Here is a 21,891-nt window from a genome sequence, read left to right as displayed (position 1 = left end):
TTATAAACTGTTTCACAACATATCGAGCTTTACCTTTACGTAAACTTCACTTATATTGGAGTTATTCGAATGAGGTAAACACAACTATGAAACCAGATAATCAAACAAACTTTGCAAGCTCTGCTAAAGCACCAAGCAGTAACGATCAAACTTTTAGCATTAGTGATTTAGCTAAAGAGTTTGACATTACTACCCGCTCGATTCGTTTTTACGAAGACCAAGGTTTAATTACCCCCGAGCGTAATGGCCAAACCCGTATTTATTCAAAACGCGACAAAGTTCGCTTAAAACTTATTTTACGTGGCAAACGCCTAGGTTTTACGCTGGCCGAAACAGGCCGTTTGTTTGAACTGTACGACGCTGACAAATCAAGCGCTAAACAGCTGGTTACAATGCTCGATTTAATTGCAGAAAAAAAAGCTGACCTTTCTCAGCAAATGGACGACATAAAAGTTGTGCTTATGGAATTAGTTACAGCGGAGCGTCGCTGTAGAGACACGCTTAATAAAATAGACGAGTAGCCTATTTTAAAAATAAAAACACACTGATAACACACAAACAGGAATGAATCATGAGCACTATTTCACTTTATAAAGAGATGAACTTTGGCCTAGGCGAAACCGCCGATATGATCCGCGACCACGTCAATAGCTTTGCGAGCCAAGAAATAGCACCGCTTGCAGAACAAACCGATATGGAAAACGCGTTTCCTAATCAGCTTTGGCCACAAATGGGCGAAATGGGTGTACTGGGCATGACCGTTCCTGAAGAGTTTGGCGGGGCTGGCTTGGGGTATTTAGAGCATGTAATCGCCATGGAAGAAATTAGCCGTGCGAGTGCTTCAATTGGTTTAAGCTATGGTGCACATTCTAACTTGTGTGTAAACCAAATTAACCGTAATGGTAACCAAGCACAAAAAGAAAAATACCTACCTAAACTGATTAGCGGCGAACACATTGGTGCCCTTGCCATGAGTGAACCTAATGCAGGCTCTGACGTGGTGTCGATGAAACTAAAAGCCGAGAAAAAAGGTGATAAGTACATTTTAAATGGCAATAAAATGTGGATCACCAACGGCCCCGACGCACACACGTTTGTTATTTACGCAAAAACAGATTTAGAAGCCGGCGCTAAAGGCATCACCGCATTTATTGTAGAAAAAGGGTTTGCTGGTTTTTCTACTGCGCAAAAGCTCGACAAGCTAGGTATGCGTGGTTCAAACACCTGTGAACTGGTGTTTGAAAACTGCGAAGTACCCGAAGAAAACATTTTAGGTAACCTAAACGAAGGCGTTAAGGTACTTATGAGCGGCCTTGATTACGAACGTGTAGTACTTGCTGCAGGCCCGCTTGGTATTATGCAAGCCTGTATGGATATAGTTGTACCTTATATTCATGAGCGTAAACAGTTTGACACCCCTATTGGCCAATTTCAGTTAATTCAAGGCAAAGTAGCTGACATGTATACGCAGATGAACGCAGCACGCTCATACGTTTATACCGTTGCAAAAGCCTGCGACCGCGGCGAAACCACCCGTAAAGATGCCGCCGGCGCTATTTTATACGCTGCTGAACTTGCCACTAAAATGGCCCTTGATGCCATTCAAATATTAGGTGGTAACGGCTACATAAATGAATACGCTACCGGACGCTTACTCCGTGATGCCAAATTATACGAAATTGGCGCAGGTACATCAGAAATACGCCGTATGCTTATTGGTCGCGAACTATTCACTGAAAGCCGCTAAGGATTAAATTATGACGATATTAAAATCGAGCGTTAATCCTCACGATCCTACTTTCGTGCAAAATCATAAAAACATGGCGGCTTTAGTTGATGATTTACACAGTAAAGTTGCAACAATTAGTTTGGGCGGTGGAGCTGCACTCAAAGAGCGCCACGAAGGCCGCGGTAAATTATTTGTACGCGACCGCATCAGCACTTTATTAGATGAAGGCTCACCGTTTTTAGAAATCTCGCAATTTGCAGCCTTTGGTGTGTATGAGCAAGAAATTGCCTGTGCAGGTGTAGTTGCCGGTATTGGCCGTGTTAAAGGTATTGAATGCATGATCATTGCAAACGATGCCACAGTAAAAGGCGGTACGTATTTTCCGCTGACTGTTAAAAAGCACCTACGCGCACAAGATATAGCCGAGCGCTGCCACTTACCTTGTATTTACTTGGTAGACTCTGGCGGTGCTAACCTGCCTGAGCAAGACGATGTATTCCCCGATAAATTACATTTTGGCCGTATTTTTTACAATCAAGCCAGAATGTCGGGTAAAGGCATTCCTCAAATTGCTGTGGTAATGGGTTTATGTACTGCTGGTGGCGCCTACGTACCCGCTATGGCTGATGAAAGCATAATTGTAAAAGAGCAAGGCACAATATTTTTAGCCGGCCCGCCGCTTGTTAAAGCTGCCACAGGTGAAGTTGTCAGCGCCGAAGAATTAGGCGGCGCAGATGTGCACTGTAAAACATCTGGGGTGGCCGATCACTATGCAGAAAATGACGAGCACGCGCTTTCTATCGCTCGCCAATGTATTGAGCGTATTAATTACACCCGCCCTACAGCGCCGTTACTTAAACAAGAGGTAGAGGATGTTAAACCACCAAGGTACGATATAAACGAGCTTTACGGCATTGTAGGCACCGACCTCAAAAAACCATTTGATGTGCGTGAAGTTATTGCCCGTACGGTTGATGATTCATCGTTTGATGAATTTAAACGCTACTTTGGTGAAACACTAGTAACAGGTTTTGCCAGTATTTATGGTAACCCTGTAGGCATAGTGGCTAATAACGGCATTTTATTTAGTGAGTCGGCGCAAAAAGGCGCGCATTTTATTCAACTATGTGCACAGCGCAATATTCCTTTAGTGTTTTTACAAAATATTACCGGCTTTATGGTAGGTAAAAAATACGAATCCGAAGGCATAGCAAAACACGGCGCTAAAATGGTGATGGCAGTATCGTGTGCCGATGTGCCTAAATTTACAGTATTAATTGGTGGCTCTTACGGCGCAGGTAACTACGGTATGTGTGGCCGTGCATTTGAACCTACCATGATGTGGATGTGGCCTAATGCCCGTATTTCTGTAATGGGTGGCGAGCAAGCCGCGGGTGTAATGGCACAAGTTAAGCAAGATGGCTTAGCACGTAAAGGCCATAGCATGAGCGAGCAAGAAGTTAACGATTTTAAAAAGCCAATTATTGACCAATACGAAGAGCAAGGCCACCCGTATTATGCAAGCGCGCGCTTGTGGGACGACGGTATTATTGACCCTGCAGATACCCGTAATGTATTAGGCCTTGCTTTAAGTGCAGCTAAAAATGCACCACAGCAAGACTCTAAGTTTGGCGTATTTAGAATGTAACCGGAGCGCAAAATGTCAGTAACACTACAAATAACAAAATCTAATGTGGCTGTACTTGTTTTAAGCCGAGTTGAAAAGCGTAATGCTTTTAACAGTGAAGTAATACATGAGCTAATTCAGTGCATAGAGCATGCAAATACGCTGGATATTCGCGCTTTGGTTTTAAAAACTGAGGGTAAACATTTTTCAGCAGGCGCCGACTTAGCCTGGATGAAATCTATGGCTGATAACAATTACGCCGATAACCTTGCTGATTCAATGCAGCTTGCTAAATTAATGCAGGTATTAGCGACCTCTCCTCACCCTACTGTATGTGCTGTGCAAGGCGCGGCATTTGGTGGCGCGTTGGGCTTAATTGCCTGTTGCGATATTGCTCTGAGTAAAGACGATGCCCAATTTTGCTTAAGCGAAGTAAAACTAGGCCTTATTCCTGCGGTAATTAGTCCGTATGTAATTAAAGCCATTGGTGAGCGCGCGGCACGGCGCTACTTTTTAACTGCCGAGGTGTTTGATGCCCACACAGCAAAGCAACTTGGTTTGGTTCATCAGGTTACCGGTAATTTAGACTGTGCGCTTGATAACCTTCTGCAAACATTAATCGACAATGGCCCTGTCGCTGTAAAAGCCGCTAAATCGTTAATTAATGATGTAGCAAATAAGCCTATTAATGATGAACTTATTGAGCTTACGGCCGAACGTATTGCAAACATTCGGGTATCGGACGAAGGCCAAGAAGGACTCAGTGCCTTTTTTGATAAACGCCCTCCCGCTTGGCAACTGTAGGATTAACTATGAACACACACACATTAAAAAAGATACTCATTGCCAACCGCGGTGAAATTGCGTGCCGAATAATGCGCACTGCAAAACAAATGGGCCTAATAACGGTGGCCGTTTATTCTGATGCCGATAAACACGCACAACATGTAAAAATGGCGGATGAGGCCTACCATGTTGGCCCAGCGCCAAGCAAAGATTCATACCTTGTAACAGATAAAATTATACATATTGCGAAAACAAGCGGGGCCGATTGTATCCACCCTGGCTATGGTTTTTTATCTGAAAACAGCGAGTTTGCTAAAGTCTGTGAAGCCAACAATATTGCATTTATTGGCCCATTGGCTAGCAGCATAGAAGCCATGGGTTCTAAAACTCGCGCTAAAGAAATTATGGCCGCAGCCAATGTGCCATTAGTGCCGGGTTACTATGGTGATAATCAAGACCCTGCTTTTTTACAATCTGAAGCTGAAAAGATTGGCTACCCCGTACTCATAAAAGCGGCCTTTGGCGGCGGCGGTAAAGGTATGCGTGTTGTTGAGCAAGCGAAAGATTTTATAAGTGCACTAGAAGGTGCACAGCGTGAAGCAATAGCTGGTTTTGGTAACGACTTAGTACTGCTTGAGCGCTATGTTAACCAGCCTCGCCACGTTGAAGTACAAGTTTTTGCCGATAACCACGGTAACTGTGTGTATTTGGGGGATCGGGATTGTTCCCTGCAGCGCCGCCATCAAAAAGTTATTGAAGAAGCCCCAGCGCCTGGTTTAAGCGATGAACTGCGCAAAGAAATGGGGAAAGCCGCAGTACGCTGTGCCCTTGCAATAAACTATCGAGGTGCAGGTACGGTTGAGTTTTTACTGTGTGGCGATGAATTCTTTTTTATGGAAATGAATACGCGTCTGCAAGTAGAGCACCCAGTAACAGAAATGGTCACCGGCGTAGATTTAGTTAATTGGCAAATTAATATTGCGGCTGGGCAAACTCTGCCGTTAACGCAATCTGACATACAACTACAAGGCCACAGCTTTGAAGCGCGAATTTACGCAGAAGACCCAAGTAACGAGTTTATTCCTTGCTCTGGCGTAATCGAATCATTAAATACACCGCTTAACAACGAGTTTGTACGTATAGATACTGGCATTGCACAAGGTGATGAAATAAGCCCGTATTACGACCCGATGATTGCAAAACTTATTGTGCATGATGATAATCGCGGGCAAGCATTAGGGCGTTTACGCCAAGCACTTAAGCAATTTCACTTAGCGGGTTTTAGCACGAACATTGGCTTTTTACATAATTTAGCAAGCCACCCTAGGTTTGCTGAAGGTGCGCCAAGTACTCACTTTATTGCCGAGCAAGGTGATGCACTGGTAAGTGTTGATAGCGCCGCGCTTGAAAAAGCACAACTCATTGCAGCTTTTGCCTACCTTGAAACGCTTAGCGCTAAAAACGAAGCTGTTCAAAGTGCAAGCCCGTGGCAGCAACTGAGTGGCTTTACGCTTAACGCCCCACAAAAAGTAGATGTTCCATTTAAAGACTTAACCATCAGTGGTGTTAAAACTAAAACGGGTTATGTTGTAACGCATAATGAAAAGTCGTTCGATATAGCAGGCTCTGTAAACCAAAACGTATGTAATGTGTTTATTGATGGGGAAAAATTTACCGCCCATGTTAGCCACTTTGATAATAGTATTAGCGTGATGTTTGCTTCGCTACAAATTAAGCTAGCTTTAAACACTAAACATTACATTAGTAGCCATGAAAACGACGCCCTGCCCCTTGCGGCGCCACTTAATGGTACTGTGGTTAAGCATTTAGTTGATGTAGGCAGCACCATTATCAAAGGCGATGCCGTAGTGATTATTGAAGCCATGAAAATGGAATATACACTCAACGCACCGCACGATGGTATTTTACAAAGCTACTGCTTTGATGAAGGTGAATTAGTTTCGCACGGCGCTTTATTAGCAATTGTAGAAGACACCACGGCGCAGGAGGCATCGTAATGGCGGCCTTCCCCAGCGAAGTTAAAATTGTTGAAGTAGGTGCGCGTGATGGCCTACAAAACGAAAAATCGGTTACTGCATCTGATAAAATTTCATTAATAAATGCACTTAGTGATGCTGGCTTAAAAAATATCGAAGCCGGCGCCTTTGTATCGCCTAAGTGGGTGCCACAAATGGCCGATTCAGCCGAAGTAATAACGGCGCTTAATTTACCCCATGCAAATTTAAGTGCGCTTACACCCAACTTAAAAGGTGCCCAAGCGGCCCATGCCGTTGGCATAAAAGAATTTGCCATATTTACCGCCGCAAGCGAATCGTTTTGCCAAAAAAATATAAATTGCAGTATTGAACAAAGTATTGAGCGCTTTAGCGAGGTTATGGCCTTTGCAAAAGCCAATAACATACGTGTACGCGGTTATGTGAGTTGCGTGCTCGGTTGCCCTTATGAGGGGAAAATAGACCCGCATAAAGTACTTAGCGTTTCGCAAAAGCTTTTAGATTTAGGCTGCTACGAAATAAGCCTTGGCGATACCATAGGTGTTGGCACTGCAAACAAAGTTACTACGCTTTTAACACTTTTACTTGATCATATTGAAAAATCGAAACTGGCGGTGCATTTTCATGACACGTACGGGCAAGCGCTCACAAATATTTACGCAGCGTTAAGCTTAGGTATAGCAACGGTTGATGCAGCTGTTGCTGGCCTTGGCGGCTGCCCTTATGCCAAGGGCGCGTCAGGAAATGTTGCCACCGAAGATGTGGTTTACTTACTCAACGGGCTTGGCATCGAGCATGGAATTGATTTACAAAGGTTAAGTAGCGCTGGTTGGAAAATTACGCAAGCACTTGGCAAAACGCCTGTAAGCAAAGTTTCAATTGCATTAGGCAACACACAAAAATAATAGCTTAACTCGCCAATTGGCAGTTAATACAATGAGGAGAGACTCATGGCCGGTTTTGATAAAGTGGTTTCTAGTTACGAAGCTGCAATGGCAGGTTTAAAAGATGGCGATACCATAATTGCTGGCGGTTTTGGCTTATGTGGTATCCCTGAGGGCTTAATTAAACAAATTAAGCAAATGAATACCAAAGAGCTAACCGTGGTTTCTAACAATTGCGGTGTGGATGACTTTGGATTAGGAATTTTACTAAAAGATAAACAAATTAAAAAAGTAATCGCCTCATATGTAGGTGAAAATGCCTTGTTTGAGCAGCAATTATTAAATGGTGAAATAGATGTAGAGCTTACCCCGCAAGGTACACTTGCAGAAAAAATGCGCGCCGGTGGTGCCGGTATCCCTGCATTTTATACTGCAACAGGTTACGGTACGCCTGTTGCTGAGGGTAAAGATGTTAAAGAGTTTAACGGCCGCCCTTATATTTTAGAAGAGTCCATCACGGGTGAATTTGCTATTGTAAAAGCATGGAAAGCAGACCGATATGGTAATTTAGTATTTAGGCACACTGCCATGAACTTTAACCCTATGGCGGCAACAGCAGGTAAAATTACCGTTGCTGAAGTAGAGGAAATTGTAGAGCCAGGCGAACTAGAACCAAGTCAAATTCATACCCCTGGTATTTTTGTAAACCGCGTTATTAAAGGTAACTTTGAAAAACGCATTGAACGTGTAACAACACGAGATTAAGCAGGAGCAGACGTTATGGCATTATCACGTGAACAAGTTGCAATGCGTGTTGCACAAGAACTACAAGACGGTTACTACGTTAATTTAGGCATAGGAATTCCGACACTCGTCGCAAACTTTGTACCAGAAGGTATAGAAGTTATGTTACAGTCCGAAAATGGGCTTTTAGGGATGGGACCATATCCCACTGAAGCCGAACTAGACGCCGATATGATCAACGCGGGTAAAGAAACCGTGACAGCTGCAACAGGCGCAGCCATATTTAATAGTGCAGATAGTTTTGCCATGATACGGGGTGGTCATGTAGACTTAACAGTTCTGGGTGCATTTGAAGTTGACCAAAGTGGCAACATTGCCTCGTGGATGATCCCAAAAAAGCTAATTAAAGGTATGGGCGGCGCGATGGATTTAGTTGCAGGGGCAAAGAATATTATTGTTACTATGACCCATGCCAGTAAACATGGTGAGTCTAAACTGCTTGAGAAATGCGCTTTACCGCTAACAGGCGTTAACTGCGTAAAAAAAATAGTAACGGATTTAGCCGTACTTGAAGTTAAAGACGGCGCTTTTCATTTACTTGAGCGCGCACCAGGCGTATCGGTAGATGAAATTATTAGTAAAACAGCAGGTAAATTACTTGTTGACGGTGAAGTGCCAGAAATGGTTTTTTAACGCTTCACCATGTACCGACCTCATTCCCAGTGCCAATGGCGCTGAGTTACCCAAAATCCCTCGTTAGAGGGATTTTTTTTGCCCACTATAAATTTTTTTCACTTTTAATACAGTTGTAGTAAATATTATCTATAATACAAATAACTTTAAATGTAAGCGCTTAAATTATTTGCACTAATTTGTGGATAGTCTGCACCTTTTTTGTGAACTAGTGCTATATTTAAATTTAAACTATTGATATTATTAAATTAAATTATTGGTTCGATTATTGCCTGTTAAAGGCGTCTTTAATTAATTAAACGATTTTTGGAAAACATGCAAACTCCTATTCGAGGCCTCCGCTCTTTTTGCTTTGCAGCAAAAAGCTTAAGTTTTAAACATGCAGCTAAAGAGCTGTACCTTACCCCCTCTGCGGTAAGCCATCAGATTAAACAGCTTGAAGAACAGCTTGGTATTGAGCTATTTCAGCGACAAACTCGTTCCATTAGTTTAACCGCTGCAGGTAAAAACTTTTTTGATGCTATTTCACCCATTATTTATACACTTGAAAACACCATCAACGAATTTAGTCAGTTACAGCAAAATACTAATATAACCATTACGCTGCCTGAGTTTTTTGCCAGTGAACTACTCATGCCTAAGCTTAGTGAGTGGACCTCAGAGCATCCAAATATAAACCTGCAAATGGATACGCTTAAAACCCGTAAAGAGCTAACCCGTCACAGTGATTTATCGATTGTTTTATCATCTAGTAAGCCTACAGAAGGCCTGACTACAGAATTATTTAATCTTGAATATATTCCTGCGTGTAACGAAGCACTGTTAAAACAGTGGAAAGACGATCATTGCCAAGCATTAAATCAAGTCCCCCTAATTCTGCATAAAGCAAGACCATGGGCATGGCACCAATGGGCTGAAAAAGCGGGCATAGATGACTTTTCTCCTACACAAATTATCCAAATTGATAGTATGTTTGGGGTCGCTCGTGCTGCCCAGCAAGGTATAGGTATTTCACTTATACCGCTACCAATTAGCCAAAGCTGGTTTGATGAAAAATGGCTTTATAAATTATTTCAGCAGCCCCTTACAACGAAAGATAAATACTACTTAGTGCAGCACGAAGCTAATACGCCCAACCCAGCACTGGATTTATTTGCTAAGTGGGTGGTATCTACATTTAGCAACATTCAAGGTTAGTGTTGAAATAATATACGCCATGGTATTTTTGTTTGGATACTCCCCTACTTTTAGTGTGCAGCACTTAGCATGTCCTAAGGCTGCACATAGTAAACTTTAGTCCTTCATTATTTTTTACGCTTACCCATAGCGTTTAATCATTTATTATTAATTATTAATTATTAATTATATTTTTTTATTTAAACTCTTACTTTTTACTGCAAGCGAGTCATTGAAAATTAACTTATTAAAAATCAATAATATAGGGAGTAAACTTAGACTAAAGTCTATAGCTTAATTTTTTTCACTTATTGGTTTTATTTTTATCGTTTGTCTGACAAATACGATTATTTTAAAGTTAACCCATCAAAAGCAAACAGCTAAACATGTTTACTAATTAGATAGTATTTACTGTTTTGCACCAAATAAATGCAACCTTTTTAGATGTGATAGCTCTAACAAGGTAAGAAAAGAATCTTATATTGTGTGTGTAAGATGTTGTCAGTGTGAAAAAGCAGTTCAAGTTAGGTGGTGACTTGGTTTGAACTGTTTTTTATTCCACCAGCAGCACGCAGCAATAACTAAATTAGCTACTGAGTAGCAAACCGAATCTTATATTGTGTGTGTAAGATGTTGTCAGTGTGAAAAGGCAGTTCAAGTTAGGTGGTGACTTGGTTTGAACTGTTTTTTATTCCACCAGCAGCACGCAGCAATAACTAAATTAGCTACTGTGTAGCAAACCGAATCTTATATTGTGTGTGTAAGATGTTGTCAGTGTGAAAAGCGGTTCATGTGAGGTGGTGACCTTATATGGGCCGTTTTTATTTTATAAGCACTATTTTTTGCCCCTGCCCTTGTACGTTAATACGCTTAATTAAATGATCTATTTTGAGGCTAAGAACCATATTAATAGCTGAGTAAAAATTCGCTATTCAATTGTTTTAAATGCGCGTTTTAAACATACACAGCCACACATCACCCCCACCAAATGATTTACTATTTATTGCGGATTGGAATTATTCAATTATAAAGTTATTTTTTTGTTTTAGCTGTTTAATGGTATTTTCATTCTCTTTTAAAAATACATTAAACTTTCTAATAAGATGTGGGTGCTTAATGCTCGATAGCATAAACGCTTGATGATCAACTGGCAGCTGATGCTGAAAAAACACAGGTACAGGGGTATCGAAAAACTCCTCAATATTGTACTTAAGTACATCGTGTGAAATATATATACAATCAACTCGCTCTTTATGCAGCAAGTAAATCATCTCAATAACATTATCATTTTCGATTACTTTTAAGTTAGGCATTGAAGTTAATTTATTAAGCCCTTGTAATGTAAAACCACGCACTTTTGCAAGTGATTTGCAGTCTTCAAGTTTAATATTGTCTTTTAAACTTGCTATACCTGTATGTGTAACTAATGAAGGCACAGAATAATTAATGTTTTGCTGGTGCTGACGTTTGTAGCTTACTTGCCAATTAGGGTTATCTGGATATTTAAAATCAACATGGTGATGCTCTATAAACTCTTTATATAGGCGAGGAATTGGTAAAGTATAAAACTCAAACTTGATATTTTGCTGTTTTGCAAATAACTCCAGCAGCTCTTTGCTAAAACCAAAATAATCACGTTTGTAAGTACCACTACCATCGTAATAAGGCATATACTCGATATTTTCTACGCCTATTACATATTTTTCATTTGGTTGTGCTTGGGTTGGGCTTATTGCTATAAGCCCATACACAAGTGCTAAAGTGTTAATCAGTTTGATAGTTTAACGTCACTTTTATTGGTTGATACCTAAACTTATATAACATAATTGCAGTTAATTAAAGTTTATATTTATTTAAAGAAGAGCGAACGAATCGCCCTTAAAAATTAGCTTTTGTCGCGGGGTTTAAATTCTAACACTGTGGCATTAATGCAATACCTATCCGTACCTCTAGGCCCTTCACCTATAAATAAGTGCCCTAAATGAATACCTGAACTTTTAGATTTAAGCTCAATTCGTGTCATACCCCAGCTTGTATCCTTGTGTTTAGTCACACTATTTTTTACTGGATGCTTAAACGACAGCCAACCTGTGCCCGAATTAAATCTATCTCGAGTATCAAACAAGGGTTCACCACTTAACTTATCTACAAATACGCCATCGGGGGTATTTTTAAATTCCTTATACTCTTTGCAATACGGTCTGTCTGTGCGCTCATGAAATGCCACCTCGTATGCATCACTATCACCTAACTTAAATGCACCCAGCGCTTTATAAAATTCAGCGGGGGACGCGTAGCCTTGATGTGCATACACCTCCTTACCATTTTCTAAAAATAAAATTGTAGGGGTTGCCCACGTTGCCGATTTTATAGTTAACCCTTTGAGTTCATCTGCATGGCGAAAGGTTAAAGGAATTGAGCCTTTATAATCATTTACTACTAATTTTTTAAATTTTTCGCAGTAAGGGCAATACTCCCGCGAATCGAGTACCACAATATGCTTGCCGCTTAGTAAAAAGTTATTGTCTACATCTGCTTTTTTAGTTTTATTAAAAACCACACCTGTGGCGTGATCTGGGCAATAGCCATTTGGGTTCTTTTGTAAATAATTTTGATGGTACTCCTCAGCAGATACAAACCCCTCAAGCGGTTTTATTACTGTTTTTATTTGGCCATAGCCTGCTTCTGTTAATAACGGCTGATACTCGGCTTTAACTTGATCTGCAAGCTGCGCTTGCTCTTTTGTGGTAGTAAGAATAATTGATCGGTACTGCGTGCCAATATCATTACCTTGGCGGTTCAATTGTGTAGGATCATGGCTTTCAAAGTAATTTTTTATCAATGCTTTAGAAGAAATCACATTGCTGTTGTACATAACTTGCACTACTTCAGCGTAGTTATTTTCGTCAAAACGGCGAGATTGGTCGGTAATATTTTTATAGGTTGCTTTAAAACCGTGTCCATCAGCATAGCCCGACTCTGCATCTATTACCCCCTCTAGTGCTTCGTAACGTTTTTCGGCTCCCCAAAAACACCCAGAGCCTAGCACTATGGTTTTTATGTGCATGGTGGCCGCTACGTTACTGTGCTCTATTTTTTCTGTTGATAAAGCAAAACAGCCAGCGCTAAAGGTAATAGCAGCGCCCAATAAATAAACTGTTCGAGAAAATGTCATAAATACCTCTTAATACCTGCGTGTTTTAATTAAGACCTAACCAACCATGTTTTAATTTCAGCAAATAAATACGTACTAAATTTGTATTCAGTTTGAGTCTACATTTTATTTTCGCCGGTTTTCTTATGGCTAGGTACTGATTAAATTGACAAAACTATGTTAGCTTTGCTTCACGTTGTATAAAAAGATTAAGTTATGACTGCATTATCACAGGTATTTACTTTAACAAATAACAGTTTGCTATTAGATGCCACACAGCATAAACAAAACAATGTGTTAGACACTCAAAAAAAAATTTGGGCGCTCACTAAGAATCTAAAGCAAAGTAACGAATTTATCGATTTAGTCCCAGGCATGAACTCTTTATCGCTTTATTTAAAATCGGCTCATAATTTAGAAAAATGGAAAAACGCTCTCCCAGATTTATGGGACAAAGTTCACGCATCAACATTTACAGGCACTCATCATAAAATACACACTACTTATGAAGGAGAAGATTTAGATTTTGTTGCCAAACAAACTAACTTAACACCCCAGCAAATTATTCAAATACACAGTCAAACCACTTACCACGTTTTATTTTTAGGGTTTCAGCCCGGTTTTGCCTACCTTCATGGATTAGACTCACGCTTGCATATCCCACGCAGAGATACGCCGCGTACTAAAGTGCCTAAAGGTGCGGTTGCTTTAGGTTCAGATCAAACTGCCATTTACCCTGCAGAAACACCTGGCGGTTGGCATATTATTGGCCACACTAATACGCCTCTATTTGATAGCACACACGCAGAACCTTGCTTACTCAAACCCGGCGATACGCTATCGTTTGTTTCAATAAACACAGTGCAAGGAGCATAACGTGATAAAAGTTCTTAAACCCGGCGTACAACTTACAATTCAAGATAGCGGACGCTACGGTTATCGACATTTAGGTGTTAGCCAAGCGGGTTGTTTAGACCCTTACGCACAAATAATTGCCAATAAATTAGTGGGTAACAAAGATAATGAAGCTGTGCTTGAGGTGACATTAGGCCTGTGCGAGTTACAGTTTGAAACCGATACAGTTATCGCATTACAAGGCGCTGATTTAAACGCTGCGCTTGATGAAACACCCTTGTACCCAGGCTGGAGCTACCAAGTAAGAGCGAAACAAACTTTAAGTTTTGATACGGGTCGCGCTGGTTTGCGTGCCTATGTAGCCGTACAAGGTGGTATTGATGTTAAAGATGTGATGGGCTCAAAATCAACCGATTTAAACGCGCTCTTTGGTGGTTTAGCAGGTAAAGCGCTTAGTGAGGGCGACATTATCGCGATAAAAACATCGCCCGTGACAATAACGCGCTTTAGACAGCGCGGTGCTATTACCCCGCCTAAATTGAAAGTGATTCGGGTTCACGCGAGTCCGCACGCACAGCTATTAGGTGATACGCTTCTTAAACAGTTTTTCTCCAAACCCTTTAAAGTCAGCCATAACAGTAACAGAATGGGACTTAGACTAACAAACGAAAGCCCCTTAACTCATAGTCATTCACTGCCCTCATTGGGCACAGGCCCAGGCTCGATTCAATTACCGCCCAGTGGCGAGCCTATTGTATTACTTAACGATGCTCAAACAACCGGTGGCTACCCATTACTTGGTACGGTAATAGAGGCTGATTTACATCAATTTGCCCAATTTAGACCCGGTGACTCTATTGAATTTAAGCAGGTAAGCCATGAGCAAGCTAAATTGGCAAAACAAAAGCTTGAAGGTCACTTACACCAGCTCAGCTTGGCGCTTAAATACAGTTAATTATAAAAGTGGGCAATTAAGCCTCTATTTGGCGGCTATTTAAAATAGCTAACTGCGCTTTGCTTAGAGGCAATAATAAGCTGAGTTTAGGTAGTTAATAGCTTTAAACACAAAAAATATACAGTAAGACAATTAAGTTTTACTTTAAATTTCGCACAGCTTTGGTGCATTTGTGTGAAGTGAATTTTTTAAAACAATGCGCTAACAGCCTTACTAACGCCACTTTTAATAATAAATTTGGTGTAAATATAAACGCACCTTCGCACAAAGCACCAACATGGTGCGCAAGCATTGCACTTGGTGCATAAATTATTCTTAATTAATTGCAAAAGCAGTGTGACTTGAGTAATTATTTCTGATAAAACAAGGTTTCGCAGTACAGCAACGTTGCTTTGCTGCACACATAATAGGAATGAGGAGTTACTATGTGTTCAATTTTTGGTGTATTAGATATTAAATCTAACGCCACTCAGTTGCGTACCCAAGCAATTGAAATGTCAAAGTTACTAAGGCACCGCGGCCCAGATTGGTCTGGTGTATATTCATCTGAAAAAGCGATTTTAGTGCATGAACGCCTAGCTATTGTAGGTGTTTCAAGTGGCGCACAACCATTATATAACCCTGAAAAAACAAATATATTAGCGGTTAACGGCGAAATTTATAATCATAAAGAGCTGGCAGCAGAGTTAGAAGTTGATTTTGAATTTCAAACTCAATCAGACTGTGAAGTTATTCTAGCGTTATACAAACAAAAAGGGCCTGAGTTTTTAGATGACCTAAATGGTATTTTTGCGTTTTGTTTATACGATGAAGAAAACGATGCGTACTTAATTGGCCGAGATCACATTGGTATTATCCCACTTTATACTGGCCACGATGAGCATGGTAATTTTTATGTTGCTTCTGAGCTTAAAGCGCTCTCGCCAATTTGTAAGCATATTGAAGAGTTTCCTCCAGGTCATTACCTTTATAGCAAAGATGGAGAGCTTAAGCCTTATTACAAACGCGATTGGGAAACTTTCGATGCAGTTAAAGATAACAGTGCACAAGCGCAAGACGTAAAAGAAGCGTTAGAGGGCGCTGTAAAACGCCAGCTAATGTGTGATGTACCTTATGGCGTATTGCTATCTGGTGGTTTAGACTCGTCTGTTATTTCGGCTATTACGCAACGTTTTGCTGCTAAACGTATTGAAGATAACGATGAAAGTGACGCATGGTGGCCTAAGCTACATTCATTTTCTGTTGGCCTTGAGGGGTCACCTGATTTAGCCGCTGCGCAAAAAGTAGCGGATATGATTGGCACAGTGCATCACCCTATTCACTTTACCATTCAAGAAGGTATTGATGCGCTTCGTGAGGTTATTTACCACATTGAAACGTACGATGTAACTACCATACGTGCTTCAACGCCAATGTACCTAATGGCGCGCCAAATTAAAGCTATGGGTATTAAAATGGTGTTATCGGGCGAAGGCGCTGATGAACTATTTGGTGGCTATTTATACTTCCATAAAGCACCAAACGCACAAGAATTCCATGAAGAGCTAAACCGTAAAGTGTCAAAGCTGCATATGTTTGACTGTTTACGTGCTAATAAGTCAATGGCTGCATGGGGCGTAGAAGCACGTGTACCGTTTCTTGATAAAGAGTTTGTTGATGTGGCTATGCGTATCAACCCTGAAGCTAAAATGTGTAAAGATGGCAAAATTGAAAAGCACATTTTGCGCGAAGGTTTCGATGGCTACCTGCCTGAAGAAGTACTGTGGCGCCAAAAAGAGCAATTCTCAGACGGTGTTGGCTACAGCTGGATAGACACGTTAAAAGAGTTTGTAAACGAGCAAGTAAGCGACCAAGACCTTGCTAATGCTAAGTTTAAATACCCAATTAATACGCCAGATTCAAAAGAAGCGTATTACTATCGCTCTATCTTTGAATCACATTTCCCAGGTGATGCATCAGCTAAATGTGTACCACATGGTAAGTCGGTTGCGTGCTCAACCCCTGAAGCACTTGCATGGGATGCATCATTTCAAAATAATGCTGACCCATCAGGCCGTGCTGCAGGCGTCCACAACGACGCGTATGCAAGCAAAGGCTAAACGCACCTTTTTATCGCAATGTAGGCTCAAGCAGCCTATGTTGCGGTATATAAAGCATCTCTATTCAGTTCCTGTATTTTCTAGTTCACGTTTTAACTTAGCTGGTTCACGTGCGTTAATTGTTATTTATAAACAAGGGTTAAGTACGCGCGTAATGCAAAATATTGCCGCAAATTCGCAGCACCCTGCGACCGTTTTTTTAAATGAAAGCGAAATTTCTCGCCATGTATGTAACATTCGCTGGTTTAACCAAACATCAGAAATTAAGCGCTGTGGCCATGGCACCCTTGCTGCTGCAAACTGTTTATTAGCCCACTTTGGCTTTTGCCCTTTATACTTTATTTCGAACGATAAAGAGCGGTTTAAAATAAAGCGTGATAAAGGCCGTGTGCAACTTCAGCTAGCGGCTATTAATTTAAAAAAGGTTGATGAGGTTAATAGTCTTAGAGGTGTATTTTCACATTCTATAAAAGCAACTTACTCAACAGCTCATAAGAGCGGTTATACCGTTGTACTGTTTAAACACATAGTTGATTTAAAGCAATTAAAGGTTGATTTTACGCGCCTAGCAAAAGTGCATAACAATGCGGTAATTGCATTGCAAATACATAGTATTGATAAAAGCAATGCCTGCGCGCATTTTAGGTATTTTGCGCCGCAATTTGGGGTAAATGAAGATTCGGCTACAGGCTCCGCTGTGTCGGTTATAGCGCCACTTATTTTTAGACTACATGGTTTAAATGAAGCAACTCTTATTCAGCAGTCATCAAAAGGTGCGCTGCTAAACTATACATTTAACAGCAATCAGGTCGTTGTAAATTAAGCTGTTACATTGGCCTTAGTAGGCAAAGTGCAAAATAGCTTTTCTCGTCCTGCCATGTTTGTTCAAGCGATAAATTAGCTTGGGCAGCAAGGTTTTTAAACGACTCAAGCGTATATTTGTGCGAGTTCTCAGTGTGAATGCTCTCTCCCGCTACAAAGTCTATTTGCTTATCGTTAATAACCACACTTTGATTACACTTGCTCACTAAATGCATTTCAATGCGGCTGTGCACTTCGTTAAATCGCGATTCGTGTTTAAAATTACCTAAAATAAACGTGCCATTTAATTCGTTATTTATACGTTGTAGTAAGTTTTTATTAAAGGCGGCGGTAATGCCGGCTTTATCATCGTAGGCATCTAGTAACACTTGTCGTTTTTTTACTAAATCAATTCCTATTAATACATAACCATCAACGCCGCACAAACGGTAAAAATTATTCATGATTTCTATGGCTTTTACTGGCGCAAAGTTACCTAGTGTAGAACCTGGAAAATAAACTAAATTTGTTTGGCTATCTAAAGCAGTGTCTTTTGTTAGCTGCTTAACCATTTGGCTATGGGTAAAATCACCTAACAGTGGCGTAATGGCCAGCTCCGGGAATAACGGCGATAAATGCGCTAATGAGTAATTAAGCATTTCTGAAGATATTTCAAAGGGGACAAAGGTTTTTACGTTGCTCATATGGGCAAGTAAATAAGCGACCTTTTTACCTGAGCCACAGCCAGGCTCAATAATTGATAGGTTTTCTGGCAATATATTAGCGATAGCTTTTGAGTAATTCTCTAAGATGGCAAGTTCAGTACGGGTAACATAGTACTCTTGCAAAGAGGTTATTTGCTCGAATAATGCCGCCCCTTTATCATCGTAAAAATACTTACACGGCAACGACTTTTGCTGTTGAGCAAGTCCATGTAATACATCATTTAAAAAGTCTAGATCGGTTATTGATTGCTGATTAATTGCTGTTAATTTGCTCATAGTAAGTCCTTTGCTAGTCTTATGCCGCTGCACATCCACGCTTGGTGTGGATAAAAAAAGTTACGGTAGGTCTGCCTTAAATGGTTTTTTGGGGTAAACACACACCCGCCACGTAAAACCATTTGGTTATTCATAAATTTACCATTGTACTCCCCTGCATCTCCGCTAAAGGGTTTAAAGCCTGGGTAAGGTAAATAAGCGCTATTAGTCCACTGCCAGCATGTATCACTTAATTGTGAGATGGTATCTGGCTGTTTACACACAGTTGGCGTGAGCAAATTGTTTTGCGGTTGTTCAAGTACTTGCTGCTGGGCTACATACTCCCATTCAAATTCAGTAGGTAGACGCGCACTCACAAAATTAGCGTAAGCTGCCGCTTCAAAATAATTTACATGGCTCACTGGGGCATCTAAATTTAAGGGCTGCAATCCGTAGAGGGTAAATTCAAACCACTGCCCCTCAATACACTGCCAGTATAAAGGGTGACTAACTTGCTGAGCGTTTACATTAGCCCAGCCATCACTTAACCAAAATGAGGGAGTTTTATATCCCCCCGCCTCTATAAATTCTAAATACTCTCTATTTGTCACTAGTCGGTTTGCAAACCTAAACGGATGAATAAGAGCTTGATGTTTAGGTTGCTCGTTATCGTACGAAAAGCCATTTTTGGCATCAGCCCCTATATTGGTTATGCTTTGGCTAAATTCGGTATATTTTAAAGTGCCTAACGAATAACTACCCTCGATTAGGTTACTCGGGGCTTGGCGGTAGACAGGAAAACTAGGATTAACCGAAAAATTATATTTAATATCCATCAGCATGAGCTCTTGATGTTGTTGCTCATGATTCAGCCCAAGTTCTATTATATTACACAGTGTTTGGTCAGTGCCTGATTGAAGTAGCTCATTGACGGCATTATCAACATAGGATCTGTAGCGCATCACCACCTCTAAACTAGGGCGAGATAAACATCCTCTATTCGCACGCTTAAATTGCTCACCTATGCCATTGTAGTAGGAGTTAAACAATACCTTAAATTGTTCATCAAAGAGTGTGTAGTTAGGCAGGTACTTTGCAAGTAAAAATGTTTCAAAAAACCAGGTGGTGTGTGCTAAATGCCATTTTATTGGGCTGACATCATCCATTGCTTGTAATTGGCAGTCTTCTGCACTTAAATCTTTTATAAGTGTAAGGCTATGTTGGCGAACTAGCTGAAATTGTGCCTGTGTTTTCTCAGAGCTGTACACTTCGTTCGATTGCGTGTTTAGCATATTTAAGTTCGTCCCTTTCACTCTTTTATGATTAAAATATAGCCTACCTCAGATTTTACCTTTATGCATGTTACATAATGATTAAACTGGTAATAAACCCGTTCATATTGAAGGGAAATTCATTTACTAATAAACGAATTTTATGAGGCAGCATTAATTTTAGTTTAATAACAAACTAATTTTTAACACTCACTGAATTAACAATAGCTTATATTTCTATCTATAAATAGCATTTAGCACTAAGTAATCAGTGATTTATAACCAAATAGTTTTGCATTTACGATTTAACTCATACATTATTAAGGGTATGATCTATGATTAAATTAATTAGTTCTCAAATAAGTTTTATTGTAAATATTGCAACTTACTTTAGAGGTAATTAACTTAGTATTACGCCGGAGCTCTCTGGCTTGTTAGGACAACATAAGAGGTATTCATGAGCGAAAATCATGACAAGTATAGTATTGATAATACGGACTACACCGTAGGTCAAGATAACGTACAAAAATGGGGGTTTGATATACATAATCCTGTTTTTGGTATTAGTGCCGGTTTGATTGTCATCTTTTTAGTCGCCATTCTTGTTACTGATGCGCAAACAGCAAAATCAACACTTGATGGAATTAAACTCGATATAATAAATAACTTTGATGCGTTTTTTATGTGGGCAGCAAACTTCTTTGTTATTTTTTGCTTGGCGCTGATTGTATCGCCATACGGTAATGTCCGTTTAGGTGGAGAAGGAGCCAAACCAACGCACTCGCGTATGTCATGGCTTGCAATGTTATTTGCTGCAGGTATGGGTATTGGGTTAATGTTTTGGGGTGTTGCAGAGCCAGTAGCTTACTTTACAGGCTGGTACGAGACCCCGCTAAATGTAACCGCTAATACACCAGAAGCTGCAAAAGTAGCGATGGGAGCAACTATGTTTCACTGGGGGCTTCATCCATGGGCAATTTATGCTGTTGTAGCACTCTCCCTTGCGTTTTTTACTTATAATAAAGGTCTTCCTTTATCAATCCGCTCAATTTTTTATCCACTATTAGGCGACAAAGCATGGGGCTGGCCTGGTCATATTATTGATATTCTTGCTGTGCTTGCTACTTTGTTTGGCCTTGCAACCTCGTTAGGTTTGGGGGCGCAACAAGCTTCTGCAGGTATTAATCATGTATTTGGTACTGAAGGTGGTGTAGGCGCGCAATTATTAGTTATTATAGGCGTTACTTTACTGGCTATTATTTCAGTTGTGCGCGGTATTGATGGCGGCGTAAAAGTACTTAGTAATATAAACATGCTTATCGCATTTGCCTTACTCTTATTTGTTGGTTTAGTTGGCTTTGCAGTGGCAATTGGTAATGTACCAAACACGGTAATGGGCTACATCGAAAATATTATCCCGCTGAGCAACCCACATGGTCGTGAAGACGAAACATGGATGCACGGGTGGACAGTTTTTTACTGGGCATGGTGGATTTCGTGGTCACCGTTTGTAGGTATGTTTATTGCGCGTGTCTCTCGTGGTCGTACAATTAGAGAGTTTTTAATCGCTGTATTATTAATTCCTACTGCGGTTACTATTTTATGGATGTCTATTTACGGCGGTATAGCCATCGACCAAGTTGTGCAAGGTGTAGGCAGCTTAGGCGTAAACGGTTTAACCGATGTACCTATGGCAATGTTCCAAATGCTAGACGAATTGCCAATGTCGAGCGTGCTTTCGTTCCTTGCTGTGGTTTTAGTATTAGTGTTTTTCATTACCTCTTCTGACTCGGGTTCATTAGTTATCGACTCTATTACAGCAGGCGGTAAAGTAGATGCACCTGTACCACAACGTATTTTTTGGGCTACGGTTGAGGGCTCTATTGCCGCTGCACTTTTATGGATTGGCGGTACAGAAGCAATTCAAGCGCTGCAAGCGGGGGCTGTTTCAACGGGCCTTCCGTTTACTTTAGTGTTACTACTTATGTGTGTAAGCCTATTGTTAGGGCTACGTACTGAGCCTCGTGCTGCTAAGTAGTTAGCTTTAATAAAATAACTATAAAAAACGCCGCATTATTTGCGGCGTTTTTATTGACTAAAATAAACGTTGTTTAATAAATTT

Annotated in this window: 18 protein-coding genes; 14 read left to right on the top strand and 4 right to left on the bottom strand. The window is 40.6% G+C overall.

The window, feature by feature from the left end:
* Positions 1-86 precede the first annotated feature (86 nt).
* The 9 genes from CWC16_RS13495 (at position 87) to CWC16_RS13455 (ending at position 9,675) form a co-directional block, all read left to right on the top strand.
* Positions 87-521, top strand: coding sequence for a MerR family transcriptional regulator (locus tag CWC16_RS13495; RefSeq protein WP_055016029.1), 435 nt, complete (start codon positions 87-89; stop codon positions 519-521).
* Positions 522-571: 50 nt separating this feature from the next.
* Positions 572-1,747 (top strand): isovaleryl-CoA dehydrogenase, encoded by a 1,176-nt coding sequence (locus CWC16_RS13490; RefSeq protein WP_055016030.1) that lies wholly within the window; start codon positions 572-574, stop codon positions 1,745-1,747.
* 10 nt (positions 1,748-1,757) lie between these two features.
* Positions 1,758-3,377 carry a carboxyl transferase domain-containing protein gene (locus tag CWC16_RS13485; RefSeq protein ID WP_138541893.1) on the top strand — a complete coding sequence of 540 codons (1,620 nt, stop codon included), beginning with the start codon at positions 1,758-1,760 and terminating at the stop codon, positions 3,375-3,377.
* A 12-nt stretch (positions 3,378-3,389) separates the two neighbouring features.
* Positions 3,390-4,160: an enoyl-CoA hydratase/isomerase family protein gene (locus CWC16_RS13480; protein ID WP_138541892.1), complete on the top strand. Its 771-nt coding sequence runs from the start codon at positions 3,390-3,392 to the stop codon at positions 4,158-4,160.
* Positions 4,161-4,168: 8 nt separating this feature from the next.
* Entirely contained in the window at positions 4,169-6,160 is a 1,992-nt protein-coding gene (locus CWC16_RS13475; RefSeq protein ID WP_138541891.1) for an acetyl/propionyl/methylcrotonyl-CoA carboxylase subunit alpha, read from the top strand.
* The gene (locus CWC16_RS13470) at positions 6,160-7,062 is read left to right on the top strand and encodes a hydroxymethylglutaryl-CoA lyase (protein ID WP_138541890.1); all 903 of its coding nucleotides are present in this window, start codon (positions 6,160-6,162) and stop codon (positions 7,060-7,062) included. Before CWC16_RS13475 ends, CWC16_RS13470 begins: the two co-directional genes overlap by 1 nt.
* A 45-nt stretch (positions 7,063-7,107) precedes the next feature.
* Complete coding sequence (locus CWC16_RS13465; RefSeq protein WP_055016035.1) at positions 7,108-7,806, top strand: CoA transferase subunit A; 699 nt, start codon at positions 7,108-7,110, stop codon at positions 7,804-7,806.
* A 15-nt stretch (positions 7,807-7,821) separates the two neighbouring features.
* On the top strand, positions 7,822-8,478 hold the full coding sequence (locus CWC16_RS13460) for a CoA transferase subunit B (RefSeq protein WP_055016036.1): 657 nt from the start codon (positions 7,822-7,824) through the stop codon (positions 8,476-8,478).
* Positions 8,479-8,793: 315 nt separating this feature from the next.
* Positions 8,794-9,675: a LysR family transcriptional regulator gene (locus CWC16_RS13455; RefSeq protein ID WP_055016037.1), complete on the top strand. Its 882-nt coding sequence runs from the start codon at positions 8,794-8,796 to the stop codon at positions 9,673-9,675.
* Positions 9,676-10,670: 995 nt separating this feature from the next.
* Here the strand turns inward: CWC16_RS13455 and CWC16_RS13450 are convergent.
* Positions 10,671-11,405: a substrate-binding periplasmic protein gene (locus CWC16_RS13450; protein WP_249929249.1), complete on the bottom strand. Its 735-nt coding sequence runs from the start codon at positions 11,403-11,405 to the stop codon at positions 10,671-10,673.
* Positions 11,406-11,539: 134 nt separating this feature from the next.
* Complete coding sequence (msrA, locus tag CWC16_RS13445) at positions 11,540-12,829, bottom strand: peptide-methionine (S)-S-oxide reductase MsrA (RefSeq protein WP_138541888.1); 1,290 nt, start codon at positions 12,827-12,829, stop codon at positions 11,540-11,542.
* Positions 12,830-13,024: 195 nt separating this feature from the next.
* Between msrA and pxpB the strand changes: the two genes are divergently transcribed.
* From pxpB to CWC16_RS13425, 4 genes are all read left to right on the top strand, one after another.
* The gene (gene pxpB, locus CWC16_RS13440; protein ID WP_138541887.1) at positions 13,025-13,684 is read left to right on the top strand and encodes a 5-oxoprolinase subunit PxpB; all 660 of its coding nucleotides are present in this window, start codon (positions 13,025-13,027) and stop codon (positions 13,682-13,684) included.
* A 1-nt stretch (position 13,685) separates the two neighbouring features.
* Positions 13,686-14,618, top strand: a complete 933-nt coding sequence (locus CWC16_RS13435; RefSeq protein WP_138541886.1) for a 5-oxoprolinase subunit C family protein — start codon at positions 13,686-13,688, stop codon at positions 14,616-14,618.
* Between the two features lie 425 nt (positions 14,619-15,043).
* The gene (gene asnB, locus CWC16_RS13430) at positions 15,044-16,717 is read left to right on the top strand and encodes an asparagine synthase B (RefSeq protein ID WP_138541885.1); all 1,674 of its coding nucleotides are present in this window, start codon (positions 15,044-15,046) and stop codon (positions 16,715-16,717) included.
* Complete coding sequence (locus tag CWC16_RS13425; protein ID WP_138541884.1) at positions 16,701-17,540, top strand: PhzF family phenazine biosynthesis protein; 840 nt, start codon at positions 16,701-16,703, stop codon at positions 17,538-17,540. The genes asnB and CWC16_RS13425 overlap by 17 nt, the downstream gene beginning before the upstream one ends.
* Before the next feature lie 4 nt (positions 17,541-17,544).
* Here the strand turns inward: CWC16_RS13425 and egtD are convergent, their stop codons facing one another.
* Both egtD and egtB read right to left on the bottom strand, forming a co-directional pair.
* Positions 17,545-18,519 carry an L-histidine N(alpha)-methyltransferase gene (gene egtD, locus CWC16_RS13420; protein ID WP_138541883.1) on the bottom strand — a complete coding sequence of 325 codons (975 nt, stop codon included), beginning with the start codon at positions 18,517-18,519 and terminating at the stop codon, positions 17,545-17,547.
* Positions 18,516-19,790 carry an ergothioneine biosynthesis protein EgtB gene (gene egtB / locus CWC16_RS13415; RefSeq protein ID WP_138541882.1) on the bottom strand — a complete coding sequence of 425 codons (1,275 nt, stop codon included), beginning with the start codon at positions 19,788-19,790 and terminating at the stop codon, positions 18,516-18,518. Before egtB ends, egtD begins: the two co-directional genes overlap by 4 nt.
* Before the next feature lie 436 nt (positions 19,791-20,226).
* Here egtB and CWC16_RS13410 point away from each other — a divergent pair, with 436 nt between their 5' ends.
* Entirely contained in the window at positions 20,227-21,807 is a 1,581-nt protein-coding gene (locus tag CWC16_RS13410; RefSeq protein ID WP_138541881.1) for a BCCT family transporter, read from the top strand.
* The last annotated feature ends 84 nt before the right edge of the window (positions 21,808-21,891 follow it).

Source organism: Pseudoalteromonas sp. S3776, from assembly GCF_005886915.1.
GTDB lineage: Bacteria > Pseudomonadota > Gammaproteobacteria > Enterobacterales > Alteromonadaceae > Pseudoalteromonas.
This window is presented reverse-complemented; position numbering and strand designations above follow the sequence as displayed.